The sequence below is a fragment of the Pseudoduganella umbonata genome (genome assembly GCF_014192225.1).
In the GTDB taxonomy this organism is placed as follows: Bacteria; Pseudomonadota; Gammaproteobacteria; order Burkholderiales; family Burkholderiaceae_D; genus Rugamonas; species Rugamonas umbonata.
On the sequence record NZ_JACHXS010000002.1, the window covers coordinates 576,361 to 593,282 of the forward strand.

The following is a 16,922-nucleotide window of genomic DNA, read 5'->3' on the forward strand; positions in this document are numbered from 1 at the left end:
ACTTGCCTGCCGCTCCCATCGCACTTACTATACCGGTTGTTTTCATTTCATAAAGCCGGCTGCCTGCTCAGCCCGGGCTCCGACATTCATGGTCTCCCTCTCGAAATCCATCTTCAAAGCTTACGACATCCGCGGCATCATCGATAAAACCCTCGATGCGGGCGTGGCCCGCCAGATCGGCCATGCGTTCGGCGCGGCTGCGCTGGCCAAGGGGGAGCGCGCCGTCGTGATCGGCCGCGATGGGCGCCTGTCCGGTCCGGCACTGGCTGCCGCGCTGGCCGAAGGGCTGCAGGCGGCGGGCGTGGATGTCATCGACCTCGGTGTCGTGGCCACGCCGATGGTGTACTTCGGCACGAACGTGCTGGAAACGAAGTCCGGCATCATGGTCACCGGCAGCCACAATCCGCCGGACTACAACGGCTTCAAGATGGTGCTGGCCGGCGAAGCGATCTACGGCGAGGCGATCACCGGCCTGCATGACCGCATCGCTTCCGGCGAGCTGCAAGCGGCCGCGCAGCCGGGAAGCTATCGCACCCACGACATCCGCGCCGCCTACCTGGAACGCATCATCGGCGACGTCAAGCTGTCCCGGCCGATCAAGATCGCCGTCGATTGCGGCAACGGCGTGGCCGGCGCGTTCGCGGGCGACCTGTATCGCGGCATGGGCTGCGAAGTGATCGAACTGTTCTGCGAAGTGGACGGCAATTTCCCGAACCACCACCCGGACCCGGCGCACCCGGAAAACCTGCAGGACCTGGTCCGCTGCCTGCAGGAGACCGATGCCGAGATCGGCCTGGCCTTCGACGGCGACGGCGACCGCCTCGGCATCGTCACCAAGGATGGCCAGATCATCTACCCGGACCGCCAGATGATGCTGTTCGCGGCCGACGTGCTGTCGCGCGTGCCGGGCGGGCAGATCCTGTACGACGTGAAGTGCACGCGCCACCTGGCGCCGTACATCGAAAAGGCCGGCGGCAAGCCGCTGATGTACAAGACCGGCCACTCGCTGGTCAAGGCCAAGCTGAAGGAAACCGGCGCCCCGCTGGGCGGCGAGATGAGCGGCCACATCTTCTTCAAGGAGCGCTGGTATGGCTTCGACGACGGCCTGTACGCCGGCGCGCGCATGCTGGAAATCCTGACGAAGGAAGCGGATCCGTCCGCGCTGCTCAATTCCCTGCCGCAGTCGGACAGCACGCCGGAACTGCACCTGGAACTGAAGGAAGGCGAGAACTTCGCGCTGATGGACAAGCTGCGCGCGGATGCGACATTCCCCGGCAACGAGCGCATCATCACGATCGACGGCCTGCGCGTCGAGTACCCGGACGGCTTCGGCCTGGCGCGGTCGTCGAACACCACGCCGGTGATCGTGCTGCGCTTCGAAGCCGAAACCCCACAGGCGCTGGCGCGCATCCAGGGCCAGTTCCGCGACGTGATCCTGACCGCCAAGCCGGACGCGCAGTTACCTTTCTGAGCTGCTTTTCCCATCAATGAACATCCTGCTGGTGCGCGTCTCCTCTCTGGGGGACGTGCTGCACAACATGCCGATCGTGGCGGACATCCGCCGCCACTTCCCGGACGCGAACATCGACTGGGTAGTGGAAGAGGGCTATGTCAGCCTCGTCAGGCTGAACCGGGAAGTTCGCCACATCATCCCGTTCGCGCTGCGGCGCTGGCGCAAGAACCTGCGCGACAGGGCGGTGCGCGCCGAGATCGGGGCGTTCTTCCGCCGCGTGCGCGAAGTCGAGTATGACTATGTATTCGACACCCAGGGCCTGCTGAAGACCGGCGTGATCATGGGCGCCGCCCGGATCGTGAAAGGCGGGCAGAAGGTGGGCCTGGCGAACGGCAGCGAAGGCTCCGGCTACGAAGGCATTTCCCGCATCTTCCACACGAAAAGCATTCCGCTGGATCCTCGCACGCATGCGGTGGCGCGCGGCCGCCTGGTCGCCGGCGCGGCGCTCGGTTACGCCGTCGACACGCCGGCCGATTTCGGCCTGCCCGACGTGGCGGCGGACGAGCCCCGGCCGGACTGGATGCCCGCGGAGCCCTATGCCGTGTATTTCCACGGCACCGCTCGCGATGCCAAGAAGTGGGCGCCCGCCAACTGGATCGCGCTGGGCCGCGAACTGGCGCCGATGACGATCCTGCTGCCGTGGGGCTCGCCCAAGGAAAAGGCCGAGGCCGAAGCGCTGGCCGCCGCCATCCCGAACGCACGCGTGCTGCCGAAGCTGTCGATGGCCGATGCGGTGATGCTGGCACGCCGGGCGGCGCTGGCCATCGGCGTCGACACGGGACTGACCCACATCGCCGCCGCGTTCAGCCGGCCGGTGGTCGAGATCTACTGCGATTCGCCGCGCTGGAAAACGGAAGGCAACTGGTCGCCGAAAATCATCAACCTGGGCGACCGGGGCAATCCGCCTGCCGTGGCCGAAGTCGCGGCTGCCGCCAAGAGCCTGCTGTGAAGGTGACGGCTTGATCCGCATGCTGTACTCCCTGGCCTGGCGGCTGGCGTTGCCGCTGGTGCTCGCGCGCCTGTGGTGGCGCGGGCGGCGGGAACCCGGCTACCGGCAATTCTGGAACGAGCGCCTGGGCATCTACGGGCGGCGCGCCGCCAATGACGAGCCGCTGACGATCTGGGTGCACGCGGTGTCGGTGGGCGAGACGCGCGCCGCGGAACCGCTGGTGGAAGCGCTGCTGAAGCGCTATCCGCGCGGGCGGATCGTGCTCACGCACATGACGCCGACCGGCCGCGCCACCGGCAAGAGCCTGTTCGGCAAGCACGGCCTGCGCGTCGTGCAGGCCTACCTGCCGTACGACCTGCCGGCGCTGGTGCAGCGCTTCATCGCGCATTTCGAGCCGCGTGCGTGCATCCTGATGGAAACCGAGGTGTGGCCGAACCTGATCCATGGCTGCAACCGGCGCAACGTGCCGGTGGTGCTGGCCAACGCGCGGCTGTCCGAACGCTCGCTGCGCAAGGCGCGCAAGCTGGGCAGCCTGATGACCGATGCAGCGCGCGGCATTTCGCTGGTGGCCGCGCAGACCGAAGACGATGCGAACAGGGTGCGCGCGCTGGGCGTGGCCAACGTGGCCGTCACCGGCAGCATCAAGTTCGACGTGGCGGTGCCGCCGGCCGCGCTGGCGACCGGCACGCAGCTGAAGAACCAGTTCGGCGCCGGCCGCCCGGTGCTGCTGTGCGCCAGCACGCGTGAAGGCGAGGAAGAACAGATCCTGGACGCCTTCATGTCTGCCGCGCTGCCGGAAGGAACCCTGCTGCTGCTGGTGCCGCGGCACCCGCAGCGTTTCGACGCGGTCGAGGCAATGGTGCGCGAGCGCTCGCTTGCCGTGCAGCGGCGCTCGGCGCTGGCGCAAGCCGGTGCGCGCGTCGATGCGGCCACGCGCGTCGTGCTGGGCGATTCGATGGGCGAGATGTTCGCTTATTACGCCACCTGCGACATCGCCTTCATCGGCGGCAGCCTGGCGCCGCTGGGCGGGCAGAACCTGATCGAGGCCGCGGCACTGGGCAAGCCGGTGCTGATCGGCCAGCACACGTTCAATTTCGCGCAGGTGACGGAGGATGCCGTGGCCGCCGGCGGCACACTGCGCGTCAGCGACGCCGCCGACCTGATGGCGCAGGCTGCCCGCCTGCTGGCCGACGATGCCGCGCGCAATGCGATGGGCCAGGCCGGCCTCGCGTTCGCCAACCGGCACCGCGGCGCCACTGCCCGCACCATCGAGCTGCTGCCGCCGCTGGCGGAGTAAGTACTTACGGGAACAGCACCGGCAGCTCCTGCGAGCGGCGCCGCAGCAGCTGTTTCGCTTCCTCGTAGCGCGGATACACGCGGCCCACGTGGGCCCAGAAGCGCGGGCTGTGGTTCATCTCGTGGATATGCGCCAGTTCATGGGCCACCACGTAGTCGATCAGCGGCAGCGAGAAGAACATCAGCTTCCAGTTCAGCCGGATCACGCGTCCGACCGTACATGAACCCCAGCGCGCATCGGCCGACGAAACCGACATCGACGCGTACTGCACGCCGACGCGTGGCGCGTACAGGTCGAGCCGCTGGGCGAACAGGCCTTCGGCCTGCTGCTTGTACCAGTTCTTTACGCGTTCCTTCACCAGCAATTCGGTGGCGCCCTGTAGCAGGCCCAGTGCCAGTTCCCGCGTCTCGGGATCGAACACGGTGCGGTTGCGCGTCGCATGCTGCAACCGCAGCGTGATCTCGCCGCCGAGGTAAGGCAGTTTCGCGCCGTCCTTCCATTCGACCGGCGGTTTTTCCAGGCGCGCGGCGCGGCGCTGGCGGCGGTCGTCGAGCTTCGACAGGATCCAGTGCTGCTTGGCGCGGATCGCGTTCTCGATATCGGCCAGCGTGCAGCGCTTCGGCGCCGTCACGCGCAGGCCATCGTCATCGACCATGAAGCCGATCGAGCGGCGCGTGGAACGGCGCAGCGCATATTCGAGAATGAAGCTGCCCACCAGCACCTGGCGGCGTTCCATGCCGTCGGCCGGCGGCATGACGGGAGACGGGTCCGGCCGGCGTAGCGGCACCGGAGGGCGCAGCAGGTTGACGGTGGCAGGCGCCGCGATGGGGAAAGACGATGCTGGAGGCCGGGAAGCCGGGAACGAGGAAGGGGAGGGGAATGCCGGCGGCGCCGTGGCTGGACTGGCGCCGCTGGCTTGCGAGCCGGCCTGGAATGCGTCGAGTTGAAGTTCGGCCTGGGCGGCGCCTTCGCCGCCGTTGCCGACTCTCTCGCTGGCCTGGGTGCGGTTCTCTAGCCAGCGCTGTAGGCGTGGGGCGAAATGACGCGCATTTCTGATTCTATCCACTGTTCCACCTGTTCCATCATGCCGTCCGGGGTTTGTCCTTCGGACGATATCGGCTTGCCCACCGAGACGGTGATCTTGCCCGGATACTTGATAAACGAATTCTTCGGCCAGCACTCGCCGGAGTTGACCGCGATCGGGATGACCGGAACGCCGGTCTCGATCGCGAGGCGCGTGCCGCCGCTCTTGTACTTGCCCGCCTGGCCCACCGGGATGCGCGTGCCTTCCGGGAACATGATAATCCATTGGCCGTCTTTCAGGCGACGCTTTCCATGCGCAACCACCATCCGGAAAGCGTTCTTGCCCTGCTTGCGGTCGATCGGGATCATGCGCAGCAGCGCGATGCCCCAGCCGAAGAACGGGATGTACAGGATCTCCTTCTTGAACACGAAGACCAGGGGGCGCGGCAGGTTCGCCAGCAGGAAGATCGTTTCCCACGCCGACTGGTGCTTCGACAGCACGATGGCCGGGCTGTCCGGGAAATTCTCGTGACCCTTGAACTCGTAATGGATGCCGCAGACGACTTTCGCCAGCCACACCACGAACACGTTCCAGCGCGAGGTGACGTAGTAGCGCTTGTTGTATGGCAGCGGTGCCGCCAGCATGCAGACGAACGACCAGATCACCGTGGCGACGGCCATCACCATGGCGAAAACGAGGGAACGCAGGAACAGGACGGCTTTATGCAACGTGGTACTCCAATGATTTCAGGGCGGATCTACTGCGCGGGATTTTTCAGGATGTGCTGCACGGTGGCTGCCAGGTCGGGGAACGTCAGCGTGCCCGGCGGCAGGCCGCCGGTCGCCTCGGTCTTCTCGCCTTTGCCGGTGCGCACCAGGTATGGCACGCAGCCGCCGATGAAGCCGGACTGCAGGTCGCGCAGCGAATCGCCCACCGTGGGCACGCCTTTCAGGCTGACCTGGTAGCGCTTCGAGATTTCGGCGAACATGCCCGGCTTGGGCTTGCGGCAGTCACAGTTGTCGGCCGCCGCATGCGGGCAGAAGAACACCGCGTCGATATCGGCGCCCACCTGCAGGGCCAGCCGGTGCATCTTGGCGTGGATCGCATTGAGGGTGGTGATGTCGAACAGCTGCCGCGCGATGCCGGACTGGTTCGAGGCGATCACCACGCGGTAATTCGCCTGGTTCAGGCGGGCGATCGCTTCCAGCGAGCCGGGAATGGGGATCCACTCCTCGGGCGACTTGATGAAGTCGGGCGAATCGTGGTTGATCACGCCATCCCGGTCCAGGATGATCAGTTTTGGCTGCGGCATCCGTGCTTCCTCAGGCGGCCAGCTTGGAGATGTCCGCCACGCGGTTCATCATGCCGTGCAGCGACGACAGCAGCGCCAGGCGGTTGTTGCGCAGCGCGATGTCGTCGGCCATCACCATCACGTCGTTGAAGAACGCGTCGACGTCGTCGCGCAGCTGCGCCAGCGTCATCAAAGTGCCGGTGAAATCGCCGGCCGCGAAGGCCGCGTCGACTTCCGGCTGCACGCGGGCGACGGCGGCGGCCAGGTTTTTCTCCGCCTCGTCCTGCAGCAGCGCCGGGTTCACCGTGCCGGCCTGCGCCAGCGCTTCCTCGTTCTTCTTGAGGATATTGGTGATGCGCTTGTTGGCGGCGGCCAGCGAAGCCGCTTCCGGCAGCGCGGCGAACGCCTGCACCGCTTCCAGGCGCTGGACGATGTCGTCCAGGCGGTCCGGATTCTGCGCCACCACGGCTTCGATCTCGTTCGGCGTGAAGCCGCGCTCGCGCAGGATGCCGCGCAGGCGGTCCATGAAGAATGCCGTCACCTCGAGCGTCGGATCCTTGAAGCCCGGCACGGAGCCGAACTGCGCCACCGCATCGGCCAGGACTTCGGAGATGGCCAGCGGCAGGCGCTTTTCGATCAGCATGCGCAGCACGCCCAGCGCATGGCGGCGCAGCGCGAACGGATCCTTGTCGCCGGTCGGCTGCAGGCCGATGGCCCAGATGCCCACCAGCGTTTCGAGTTTGTCCGCCAGCGCGACGGCGGTACCGGTCTGCGTGGAGGGCAGTGCATCGCCGGCAAAGCGCGGCTGGTAATGCTCGGACGCGGCCAGCGCCACTTCCTCGTTCTCGCCGTCGTGGCGCGCGTAGTACGTGCCCATGATGCCTTGCAGCTCGGGGAATTCGCCCACCATGTCGGTCAGCAGGTCGGCCTTCGACAGGCGCGCACCGCGTTCGGCCAGCGCAGGATCGGCTTCAATTCGGCGCGCAATGGCGGTGGCGAGCGCGGTGACGCGGTCGCTGCGCTCGGCCTGCGTGCCCAGCTTGTTGTGGTAGACCACGTTCTTCAGCAGCGGCAGGCGCGATTCCAGCGTCTTCTTCTTGTCCTGCTCGAAGAAGAATTTCGCATCCGACAGGCGCGGGCGCACCACGCGCTCGTTGCCGCCGATGATGGCCTGCGGTGTATCGGTGGCGATGTTCGAGACGATCAGGAAGCGCGAGCGCAGCTTGCCGTCGCTGTCGGTCAGCGCGAAGTATTTCTGGTTGGTCTGCATCGTCAGGATCAGGCATTCCTGCGGCACGGCCAGGAATTCGTCCTCGAAGCGGCATTCGTAGACCACCGGCCATTCGACCAGCGACGCCACTTCGTCCAGCAGCGCCTCGGGCATCAGCACCTGGTCGCCGCCGGCCTTGGCCAGCAGCTCCTTGCGGATCTGCTCCTTGCGCGCGTCGAACGACGGGATCACCCTGGCCTTGTCGACCAGCGTGTCGGCGTAGGCGTCGGCGTGCGGCACGGTGACGGCGCGCTGGCCCGGCGCCGTCAGGAAACGGTGGCCCTGCGTGACGTTCGAAGCGGTCAGGCCCAGCAGCGTCAATGGCAGCACGGTGTCGCCGAACAGCGCGATCACGCTGTGTGCCGGGCGCACGAACTGCACCGTGGCGCCGTCCGGGCGCTGGTAGCTCATCACCTTCGGGATCGGCAGCTTGGCCACCGAGTCTTCCAGCGCGGCCTGCAGGCCCGTGACCAGTTGCGAACCCGGCGCGGTGTACGTGTAGAAGAACGATTCGGCCTTGCCGTCCTGGGCGCGTTCCAGGTCGCCGACCTGGAGGTCGGGGAAGCCCAGCGCGGCCAGCTTCTTGGCCAGCGGTGCGGTCGGGTTGCCTTCCTTGTCGAGGGCCACCGTTACCGGCAGTACCTTTTCGCGGATCGATTTATCGGGCGACACGTCGCGCACCTTGGTGATGGACACGGCCAGGCGGCGCGGCGTGGCGTACGACGTGGCGACGCTGTCTTCTTCGAGGAAGTCGCGCGACTTCAGGCCATTGACGATGCCCGAAGCAAAGGCGGCGCCCAGTTTCGACAGGGCCTTCGGCGGCAGTTCTTCGGTCAGCAGTTCGATCAGGAGAGTCTGGGTCATAACTATTTTCTTATGCTTGGGCGGCCATCGGGAAGCCGAGGCGTTCGCGGGAATCGTAGTAGGCTTGGGCGACCAGGCGCGACAGGGTGCGCACGCGGCCGATGTAGGCGGCGCGCTCCGTCACCGAGATCGCGCCGCGCGCGTCCAGCATGTTGAAGCTGTGCGAGGCCTTCATGATCTGTTCGTAGGCCGGCAGCGTCAGCTGCAGCTCGATCAGGCGCTTGGCTTCCGACTCGTGGTTGGCGAACTGGGCGAACAGCAGTTCGGTATTGGCGTGCTCGAAGTTGTAGGTCGACTGCTCCACTTCGTTCTGGTGGAACACGTCGCCGTACTTCAGCACCTTCTTCTGCCCGTTCTCTTCCCACTCGGTCCACACCAGGTCATACACGTTTTCCACGCCCTGCAGGTACATCGCCAGGCGCTCGATGCCGTAGGTGATCTCGCCCAGCACCGGCTTGCAATCGAGGCCGCCGACCTGCTGGAAATAGGTGAACTGCGTGACTTCCATGCCGTTCAGCCAGACTTCCCAGCCCAGGCCCCAGGCACCCAGCGTCGGGCTTTCCCAGTCGTCTTCCACGAAGCGCACGTCGTTCTGCTTCAGGTCCAGGCCCAGTGCTTCGAGCGAACCCAGATACAGGTCGAGGATGTTTTCCGGCGCCGGTTTCAGCACCACCTGGTACTGGTAATAGTGCTGCAGGCGGTTCGGGTTTTCGCCATAGCGGCCATCCTTCGGCCGGCGCGACGGCTGCACGTACGCAGCGCGCCACGGCTCGGGGCCGATCGCGCGCAGGAAGGTGCCGGTGTGGAAAGTACCCGCGCCCACTTCCATGTCGTACGGCTGGAGCAGGGCGCAGCCCTGCTTGTCCCAGTAGGTTTGCAGGGTCAGGATGATTTGTTGGAATGTCAGCATCGTATTCTTTTGTGGCGCGCGCGGCGCGCGCGCTGAATGATTAGCGGGTAAGCGGTGTCGGCGGTTCGCTGAAACGGGTCATTTTAGCGGTTTTTGCAACGGACCAGTAGAGATCAGGCGTTTGCTTTCCTGCGGCGGGAGAGCAGCCAGGCCGCCGCGATGCTGGCTGCGGCAAGTGCCAGGATCAGGCGATTCTGCAGCACGATATACGGCGTGTCGCCCGTCATGCCCTGCACGGTCGCCTTCAGCACGCCGGACTGGTAGTAAGGCAGGCTTGCCTGGATCGCGCCGCGGCCGTCGATGACGACGGTGGCGCCGTTATTGGTGGCCGCCAGCATCGGACGGCCCGTTTCCAGCGTGCGCATCTGCGAGATCTGCAGGTGCTGCGGGATCGCCACCGATTCGCCGTACCAGGCCAGTTCGGACACGTTCAGCAGGATCGTGGCGCGGGAGCCCGCGTCTGCCCCGTTATTCAGTTGCGCCGCGATTTCCTCGCCGAAGTTGTTCTCGTAGCAGATGTTCGGCAGCACGCGCTGGTCCTTCACGGCGAACGACGGCTGCAGCGCGTGGCCGCGCGTCTGGTCGCCCAGCGGGATGCTCATCATGTCCGTGAACCAGCGGAAGCCCAGCGGGATGAATTCGCCGAACGGCACCAGGTGGTGCTTGTCGTAGCGGTAGGGCTTGGCCAGCGCCGGGCCCAGGCCCATCACGCTGTTCGCATAGCGGGTCGGGCTGTCGGCGAACGGCATGCCCAGCACGATCGCGCTGCCGGTCTTGCGGGCGAACTGGCCGTACACGTCGAGGTAGCCGGCCGGCAGCTGTTGCGGGAACAGGGGGATACCCGTTTCCGGGATGGCGATCAAATCCGCCGGCTCGGCCAGCACGGCTGCCTGGTAGCGCTGCAGCGTATTGCCGATGTGGTTCGGGTCGAACTTGGTCTGCAGCGGGATGTTCGCCTGTACCAGCCGCACCGTGAGGGGCTGGCCGGCCGGCGTGGTCCAGTCGATCCACTGCAGCGCCCAGCCGCCCATCCACAGCGCGGCGATCAGCGACAGTGCCGGCTTGCGCACGGGGTGCATCAGCAGCAGCAGGGCGCCGGCGGTGATGGCCACGATCCAGCCGATGCCGAACACGCCAAGCACGGGGGCATAGCCTGCCAGCGGGGTGGCATTGTGCGCATAGCCGCTCGACGCCCACGGGAAGCCGGTGAACAGCCAGCCGCGCGTCCACTCGGAAACGGCCCACAGCGCCGGCAGCACGAGCAGGTTCGCGGCCGGCAGCGACAGTCCCCAGCGCTTGCGCAGCCACGCGGCGCCGCCCATCGCCGCCGCGCAGTGCATGCCCATGTAGACCGCCAGCAGCGCGATGGCGATCCACGCGAGCGGCAGCGGCAAGCCGCCGAAGCGGGAAATCGCGATCGTCAGCCAGTGCACGCCTGCCAGGCACCAGCCGAAGCCGAAGGCCCAGCCGATGAAGGCCGAGGCCTTTACGGATTCGGCGCGCAGTACCTGGTAGAACAGGATCGCCAGCGTAAGCAGCTGGACCGGCCACCAGCCGAACGGCGCGAACGACAGAACGCTCGCGCCGCCGGCAATGGCGGCGATGATCATGCGGCTTCGGGTGCTGCGGGGAGGGGAAGGCGTTGCGCCGGGGGCGGCGCGGCGAAAGCGCATCAGTCCTGCTCGTCGATGGCGGGTGGCAGTTTCTCGACGGTCAGCACGTGGATCTGGCGCGCATCGGCGCGCAGCACTTCGAAGCGCAGGTTGCCGATGTCGAACACGTCGCCCTTGTGGGGCATGCGGGCCAGGTGCTTGGAGACGAAGCCGCCGATGGTGTCCACGTCGTCGTCCGGCAGGTTGGCATCCAGTTCCTCGTTGAACTGGGCAATCTCGGTCAGCGCCTTGACGCGCCAGCGCGGGCCCAGCTGGCCTTCGCGGATCGACAGGATGTTGTCTTCCTCGTCGTCGAAGTCGTATTCGTCCTCGATATCGCCGACGATCTGCTCGAGCACGTCCTCGATCGTGATCAGGCCGGCCACGCCGGAGTATTCGTCGACGACGATCGCCATGTGGTTGTGGTTGGCGCGGAAATCACGCAGCAGCACGTTCAGGCGCTTCGATTCCGGAATGAAGATCGCCGGGCGCAGCATGCTGCGCACGTCGAACGATTCCTCGGCGTAGTAGCGCAGCAGGTCTTTCGCCAGCAGGATGCCGACCACCTTGTCGCGTTCGCCTTCGATCGCCGGGAAGCGCGAGTGCGCCGTTTCCAGCACGAGCGGCATCCACTCGTCGATGGGCTTGGTGATGTCGATGACGTCCATCTGCGAACGCGGCACCATGATGTCGCGCGCGGACAGGTCCGAAACCTGGAACACGCCTTCGATCATCGACAGCGCGTCGGCATCGATCAGGTTGCGTTCGTGGGCTTCGTGCAGGACTTCGAGGAGCTCCGAGCGGTTTTCCGGCTCGGGAGAGATCAGCGCGGTCAGTCGTTCGAGCAGGGAGCGATGGGGCTTCGCTTCGCTCTTGCCGTTACGGGAGGTAAGACTACGGTTGGGGTTAGCGTCATTCCTGACGCTACTAGAGTGCTCTTGCATAGCAGGCATAAAGCCATTTGTTTCGAAGGGATACAGGATACACCAAACGGAATGGATGAGCGCTTTTTAACAAAAAGTCATCGCGCACTCATCCGCTACTATGCCGCTGTCATATTCGTCTGGTAGGCTGATGCCGGGAGGAATCATGCAGGCGCTGGAATACGGATCGGATCACAATGGCTTGGTGTGCGGTTACCTGTTCGGGCGCGGCCCGCAGGCGGTACCGATCGAGGCGGCCGAGGCGGCGCAATGGCTGCACGCGAATGCCGGGCAGCCGGGCGAATTCCTGTGGCTGCACTTCAACCTGGCCAATACGGCCAGCGAAAAATGGCTGCGCGAGCAGGTGCGGCTGTCCGAGGAATTCTACGACTGCCTGCACCAGGGATCGCGCTCGACCCGCATCGAGCAGGCCGACGATACGCTGGTGGCCGTCGTCAACGACGTGCTGCGCGATTTTTCGTTCGAGCCGTCCGACATCGCCAGCCTGTACCTGTCCGTGGAGCGGCAGCTCGTCATCAGCGCGCGACGCAGTCCGCTGCAGGCAATCGAGCGGCTGCGCCAGGCCGTGCGGCGCGGCGAGCCGATCGCCTCGTCCGTCGTGCTGCTGACCCACCTGCTGCGCGACCAGGCGGACGTGCTGACGCGTATCGTGCGCGTGGCCACCGGCAAGGTCGACAACATCGAGGACAACCTGCTGTCCGGCCAGCTGAAATACAAGCGCGCCGACCTGGGCGCGCTGCGGCGCGTGCTGGTGCGGCTGCAGCGGCTGCTGGCGCCGGAGCCGGCCGCCATGTTCCGGCTGCTGCAGCGGCCGCCCGTGTGGGTCACCGTGCAGGATCGCCAGGAATTGCGCGAGGCCAGCGAGGAATTCGCCGTCACGCTGAACGACATCGCCACCCTGCAGGAACGCATCAAGCTGCTGCAGGAAGAAATCGCCGCGCTCGTCAACGAAGGCAATAACCGCAGCCTGTACACGCTGACGATCGTCACCGTGCTGGCGCTGCCGATCAACATCATCGCCGGCCTGCTGGGCATGAACGTGGGCGGCGTGCCGCTGGCCAGCGACGCTTCCGGGTTCTGGATCATTGCCGGGATCGTGGCCGCGTTCACATGCGTGGCCGGGTGGGTAGTGATGCGGCGGCGGCGGGAACTGGAGTAATACAGACAGGCTAACAACCGAAAACCGGTGACAGACACCCATTAATTTGCAACACATGTTCCAGAATAAATGGTGTCTGTCACCGGTTTTGAAGCGAAAACAGCTCGAAAACCGGTGACAGACACCTATTAATTTGCAACACATGTTCCAAAAAAACTGGTGTCTGTCACCAGGTTGTCACCAGGTTTTGCATGCCTGGCGTTACTTCTCCGCCGCGTAGGGATCGGTGTAGCCCAGCCCTTCGAGCAGCTCGGTCTCGAGGCTTTCCATCTCGTTGGCCTCGTCGTCCTCTTCATGGTCGTAGCCCTGCGCATGCAGCACGCCGTGCACGATCAGGTGGGCGGTGTGCTCCTCGACCGTTTTCTTCTGCTCGGCGGCTTCGCGTTCCAGCACGTCGGTGCACAGGATGATGTCGGCACGCGTCGGTTCGTCGTCGGCGATCTCCTCGCCTTCGTTGTAGGCGAACGTGAGCACGTTGGTGGCGTAGTCCTTGCCGCGGTATTCGCGGTTCAGTTCCTGGCCTTCGGCCGCGTCGACGAAGCGGATCGTCAGTTCGGCCGGGGCGAGCAGGGCGGCCTTCACCCATTTGCGGATCAGCGGGCGGGTGATGGTTTCCTGCAGGCGGGTGTCGGCGTACTGCACCGACAGGGTCAGCTTATTTTTTTCGGACATTCCGGGCGGTGCTCTTGACGGGTTTCAGCAATGGCGCGATGTCGGCGGTACTCAGGTGGGCGCTGTCGTAGGCGTCGACGATGCGGGCCACCAGCGGGTGGCGCACCACGTCTTCGCTGGAGAAGTGCGAGAAGGCGATGCCGCGCACGTCGCGCAGCACCTCGATGGCGTCGACCAGACCGCTCTTCTGGTGCTTCTGCAGATCGACCTGCGTGACGTCGCCGGTGACCACGGCCTTGCTGCCGAAGCCGATACGCGTCAGGAACATCTTCATCTGCTCGGCGGTGGTGTTCTGCGCCTCGTCCAGGATCACGAACGCGTGGTTCAGCGTACGCCCGCGCATGTAGGCCAGCGGGGCGATCTCGATCACCTGCTTCTCGAACATCTTCTGCGTGCGGTCGAAGCCCAGCAGGTCGTACAGCGCGTCATACAGCGGGCGCAGGTACGGGTCGACCTTCTGTGCCATGTCGCCAGGCAGGAAGCCCAGCCGCTCGCCCGCCTCCACGGCGGGGCGGCACAGGATGATGCGCTTGACCGCATCGCGTTCCAGTGCGTCGACGGCGCAGGCCACGGCCAGGTACGTCTTGCCGGTGCCGGCGGGGCCGACGCCGAAGCTGATGTCGTGTTCGAGGATATTGCGCAGGTAGCGGATCTGGTGCGGCGTGCGGCCGCGCAGGTCGCTGCGGCGCGTCTTCAGCACGGGGCTGGCGATGTCCGGATCGTTGAACGGCGGTTCTTCCTCTTCCTCGCCATCGGGCGTGGCCTGGCTAGTGCGCTGTTCGACGAGGCCCAGCTGCACCTCCTCGATCGGCACGGCCTTCTCGGCCACCGCGTAGAATTTTTCCAGGATCTGCACGGCGCGTTCGGCATTGGTGCCGCTGACGATGAATTTCTCGCCACGCCGGAAGATCGTCACATCGAGCGCCGCGGAGATCTGGCGCAGGTTTTCATCGAGCGGACCGCACAGATTGGCCAGCCGCGTGTTGTCCAGCGGTTCCGGGATGAAGTAGTGCGGCTGTACAGGGATCTTTGTTTTCAATGTATGGTCGGGGCAGAAGGCGCGGCAGGATCAGGCGAGCTCGCCGCGCAGGGAATAGGACAGGCTTTCCGTAATGATTACATCGACCATCTTGCCATGCAGTGCGGCAGGCGTGTCGCCACCATCGAACAGCACGGTGCGCGTGTTGCCGGCGCGGCCAGCCAGTTCGTTGCCGCCATTCTTCGACGGGCCTTCGACCAGCACGCGCATCGTCTTGCCGACCATGGCCGCGCTGTGCCGTTTCGTGTTGGCGTCGATCAGCGCCTGCAGCCGCTGCAGCCGCGCCAGCTTGACCTCGTGCGGCGTGTCGTCCGCCAGGTTGGCGGCCGGCGTGCCGGGACGCTTGCTGAAGATGAAGCTGAACGAGTTGTCGAAGTCGACGTCGCCGATGAGCTTCATCATCGCGTCGAAATCTTCTTCCGTTTCGCCGGGGAAACCAACGATGAAGTCCGAGGCGATGGTGATGTCCGGCCGCACCGCCTTGACCTTGCGGATGATCGACTTGTATTCCAGGGCCGTATAGCCGCGCTTCATCGCGCCGAGGATCCTGTCCGAACCGTGCTGGGCCGGCAGGTACAGGTGGTCGGCCAGTTGCGGAATGCGCGCGTAGCAGTCGACCAGGCGCTGCGTGAATTCCTTCGGGTGGCTGGTGACAAAGCGGATCCGCTCGATGCCGGGAATTGCCGCCACGTATTCGATCAGCAGCGCGAAGTCGGCCTGCTGGCCATCGGCCATCTCGCCGCGGAACGCGTTCACGTTCTGGCCCAGCAACATCACTTCCTTGACGCCTTGCGCGGCCAGCCCGGCCACTTCGGTCAGCACGTCGTCGAAGCGGCGCGACACTTCCTCGCCGCGCGTATAGGGCACCACGCAATAGCTGCAGTACTTGCTGCAGCCTTCCATGATCGACACGTACGCAAACGCGCCGTCGACGCGCGCCGGCGGCAGGTGGTCGAATTTTTCGATTTCGGGGAAAGTGATGTCCACCTGCGGCTTGCCGCTGTGGCGGCGCAGCTCGATCATTTTCGGCAGCCGGTGCAGGGTCTGCGGGCCGAACACGATATCCACCTGCGGCGCCCGCTTGACGATCGCTTCGCCTTCCTGCGATGCCACGCAGCCGCCCACGCCGATCACGAGATCGGGGTTCTTCTCCTTCAGCTTGCGGAACACGCCCAGGTCGGAAAACACCTTTTCCTGCGCCTTCTCGCGCACCGAGCACGTGTTGAGGAGAATGACGTCCGCTTCTTCCGGGGCGTCGGTGCGCACCAGGCCATCCGTGGCGCCGAGGAGATCCGCCATCTTGTCCGAGTCGTACTCGTTCATCTGGCAGCCGAAGGTCTTGATGAATACTTTTTTCTGCATGGCCGGCAGTTTACCGTAATTCATGTGGATGAAATACGGAAAAACTTCCGGTGCCTCCAGGAATGCGGCTTTCTAGCTCATCAATATCGGCTCGGCAACATCTTGCCGACTTCGTTACTGCTGAGTTGAAGTCTGTAACAATTTCCCACAGGTTCTATCGTGCGCTGCCTACTATTTCCGTGTGGTGAAATAGCATTGTTGTCAAGTTTCTTAGCGAATGATTGATTTCAATTAAATCTTCGCTTGGCATCGCTAGGCTGGAGCGTGCTTGTTTGGGCATAGAATTTTGCAGAAAGTGCAATTTTCAACCCGATGGTCGCCGGCCCTTGCGCCAGGAATCATGGCGTACTTGCTCCGGAACAGGATCTGGAAACAGAATCTGGAAACAGGATTTCGAAACAGGATTCGAAACAGGATTCGAAACAGGATTTGGAACTGAATTTTGAAACCAAGGTGGAAAATCGCGGTCTTTCCCTATGTCCGGAGCAGCATCTTCAATCTACTATATCGACGAGGATCAATCATGGCACACCACGCACTCGCTTCTCAAGAAAGCTACAACCCGAATCACCTGCTCGATATCTTACTGGGCAAGATGCAACTGAAAAACGATGCTGCCCTGTCGCGCCTGCTGGAAGTGGCGCCACCCGTTATCAGCAAGATCCGCCACCATCGGCTGCCGGTGGGTGCTTCGCTGCTGATCCGCATGCATGAAGTGACGGGCATGAGCATCCGCGACCTGCGCGACCTGATGGGCGACCGCCGTACCAAATATCGCCTGTCCGACGCGCAAGGCCGCCCGAAACCAGAGGAAAAGGCCGCACAGCAGGCCGCCGCCGCCGCGGCACAACAAGCTCAGCAGAAGCCAGAAGGCAATTACACGCACTGAGCCATGCCGGCCGGAGCGCCACGCTCCGGCCACTCCTTGCCGCATTCGCCGGCATTGCTGTATTCCATTGCCTGCATTACGTTGGGC

The 16,922-nt window shown here is 64.8% G+C and carries 15 protein-coding genes; 5 read left to right on the forward strand and 10 right to left on the reverse strand.

Going from position 1 to position 16,922, the window contains the following annotated elements; genetic code table 11:
- The first annotated feature begins 88 nt into the window (after positions 1-88).
- Genes FHS02_RS07580 through waaA form a run of 3 tightly spaced genes read left to right on the forward strand, consistent with a single transcriptional unit; the run spans position 89 to position 3,759 of the window.
- Positions 89-1,471, forward strand: coding sequence for a phosphomannomutase/phosphoglucomutase (locus FHS02_RS07580; RefSeq protein WP_137314631.1), 1,383 nt, complete (start codon positions 89-91; stop codon positions 1,469-1,471).
- Positions 1,472-1,487: 16 nt separating this feature from the next.
- Positions 1,488-2,462, forward strand: coding sequence for a lipopolysaccharide heptosyltransferase I (waaC, locus tag FHS02_RS07585; protein WP_137314630.1), 975 nt, complete (start codon positions 1,488-1,490; stop codon positions 2,460-2,462).
- 13 nt (positions 2,463-2,475) lie between these two features.
- Complete coding sequence (gene waaA / locus FHS02_RS07590) at positions 2,476-3,759, forward strand: lipid IV(A) 3-deoxy-D-manno-octulosonic acid transferase (RefSeq protein ID WP_137317504.1); 1,284 nt, start codon at positions 2,476-2,478, stop codon at positions 3,757-3,759.
- 4 nt (positions 3,760-3,763) lie between these two features.
- On the opposite strand, the gene FHS02_RS07595 is transcribed toward waaA, so the two are convergent.
- The 7 genes from FHS02_RS07595 to FHS02_RS07625 all read right to left on the reverse strand — a co-directional run bounded on the left by FHS02_RS07595 (position 3,764) and on the right by FHS02_RS07625 (position 11,714).
- Complete coding sequence (locus FHS02_RS07595) at positions 3,764-4,825, reverse strand: M48 family metallopeptidase (protein ID WP_307722156.1); 1,062 nt, start codon at positions 4,823-4,825, stop codon at positions 3,764-3,766.
- Positions 4,771-5,469, reverse strand: coding sequence for a lysophospholipid acyltransferase family protein (locus FHS02_RS07600; protein WP_137317502.1), 699 nt, complete (start codon positions 5,467-5,469; stop codon positions 4,771-4,773). The genes FHS02_RS07595 and FHS02_RS07600 overlap by 55 nt, the downstream gene beginning before the upstream one ends.
- 71 nt (positions 5,470-5,540) lie before the next feature.
- Positions 5,541-6,095 carry a D-glycero-beta-D-manno-heptose 1,7-bisphosphate 7-phosphatase gene (gene gmhB, locus FHS02_RS07605; RefSeq protein WP_137314629.1) on the reverse strand — a complete coding sequence of 185 codons (555 nt, stop codon included), beginning with the start codon at positions 6,093-6,095 and terminating at the stop codon, positions 5,541-5,543.
- Positions 6,096-6,105: 10 nt separating this feature from the next.
- Entirely contained in the window at positions 6,106-8,208 is a 2,103-nt protein-coding gene (gene glyS, locus FHS02_RS07610; protein ID WP_137314628.1) for a glycine--tRNA ligase subunit beta, read from the reverse strand.
- A gap of 10 nt (positions 8,209-8,218) precedes the next feature.
- Positions 8,219-9,118, reverse strand: coding sequence for a glycine--tRNA ligase subunit alpha (glyQ, locus tag FHS02_RS07615; protein WP_131143970.1), 900 nt, complete (start codon positions 9,116-9,118; stop codon positions 8,219-8,221).
- A gap of 113 nt (positions 9,119-9,231) precedes the next feature.
- Positions 9,232-10,728, reverse strand: a complete 1,497-nt coding sequence (lnt, locus tag FHS02_RS07620; RefSeq protein ID WP_229422229.1) for an apolipoprotein N-acyltransferase — start codon at positions 10,726-10,728, stop codon at positions 9,232-9,234.
- A gap of 62 nt (positions 10,729-10,790) precedes the next feature.
- Positions 10,791-11,714 (reverse strand): CorC family transporter, encoded by a 924-nt coding sequence (locus FHS02_RS07625; protein WP_229422825.1) that lies wholly within the window; start codon positions 11,712-11,714, stop codon positions 10,791-10,793.
- 145 nt (positions 11,715-11,859) lie between these two features.
- On the opposite strand from FHS02_RS07625, the gene FHS02_RS07630 reads away from it, so the two are divergent.
- Positions 11,860-12,873: a transporter gene (locus FHS02_RS07630; RefSeq protein WP_137314626.1), complete on the forward strand. Its 1,014-nt coding sequence runs from the start codon at positions 11,860-11,862 to the stop codon at positions 12,871-12,873.
- A 201-nt stretch (positions 12,874-13,074) separates the two neighbouring features.
- Here FHS02_RS07630 and ybeY read toward each other — a convergent pair whose 3' ends face one another.
- Genes ybeY through miaB form a run of 3 tightly spaced genes read right to left on the reverse strand, consistent with a single transcriptional unit; the run spans position 13,075 to position 15,946 of the window.
- On the reverse strand, positions 13,075-13,545 hold the full coding sequence (gene ybeY / locus FHS02_RS07635) for an rRNA maturation RNase YbeY (protein ID WP_137314625.1): 471 nt from the start codon (positions 13,543-13,545) through the stop codon (positions 13,075-13,077).
- The gene (locus tag FHS02_RS07640) at positions 13,529-14,584 is read right to left on the reverse strand and encodes a PhoH family protein (protein ID WP_137314624.1); all 1,056 of its coding nucleotides are present in this window, start codon (positions 14,582-14,584) and stop codon (positions 13,529-13,531) included. The genes ybeY and FHS02_RS07640 overlap by 17 nt, the downstream gene beginning before the upstream one ends.
- Positions 14,585-14,614: 30 nt before the next feature.
- Positions 14,615-15,946 carry a tRNA (N6-isopentenyl adenosine(37)-C2)-methylthiotransferase MiaB gene (gene miaB, locus FHS02_RS07645; protein WP_137317500.1) on the reverse strand — a complete coding sequence of 444 codons (1,332 nt, stop codon included), beginning with the start codon at positions 15,944-15,946 and terminating at the stop codon, positions 14,615-14,617.
- A 523-nt stretch (positions 15,947-16,469) separates the two neighbouring features.
- On the opposite strand from miaB, the gene FHS02_RS07650 reads away from it, so the two are divergent.
- On the forward strand, positions 16,470-16,835 hold the full coding sequence (locus tag FHS02_RS07650; protein ID WP_137314623.1) for a hypothetical protein: 366 nt from the start codon (positions 16,470-16,472) through the stop codon (positions 16,833-16,835).
- The last annotated feature ends 87 nt before the right edge of the window (positions 16,836-16,922 follow it).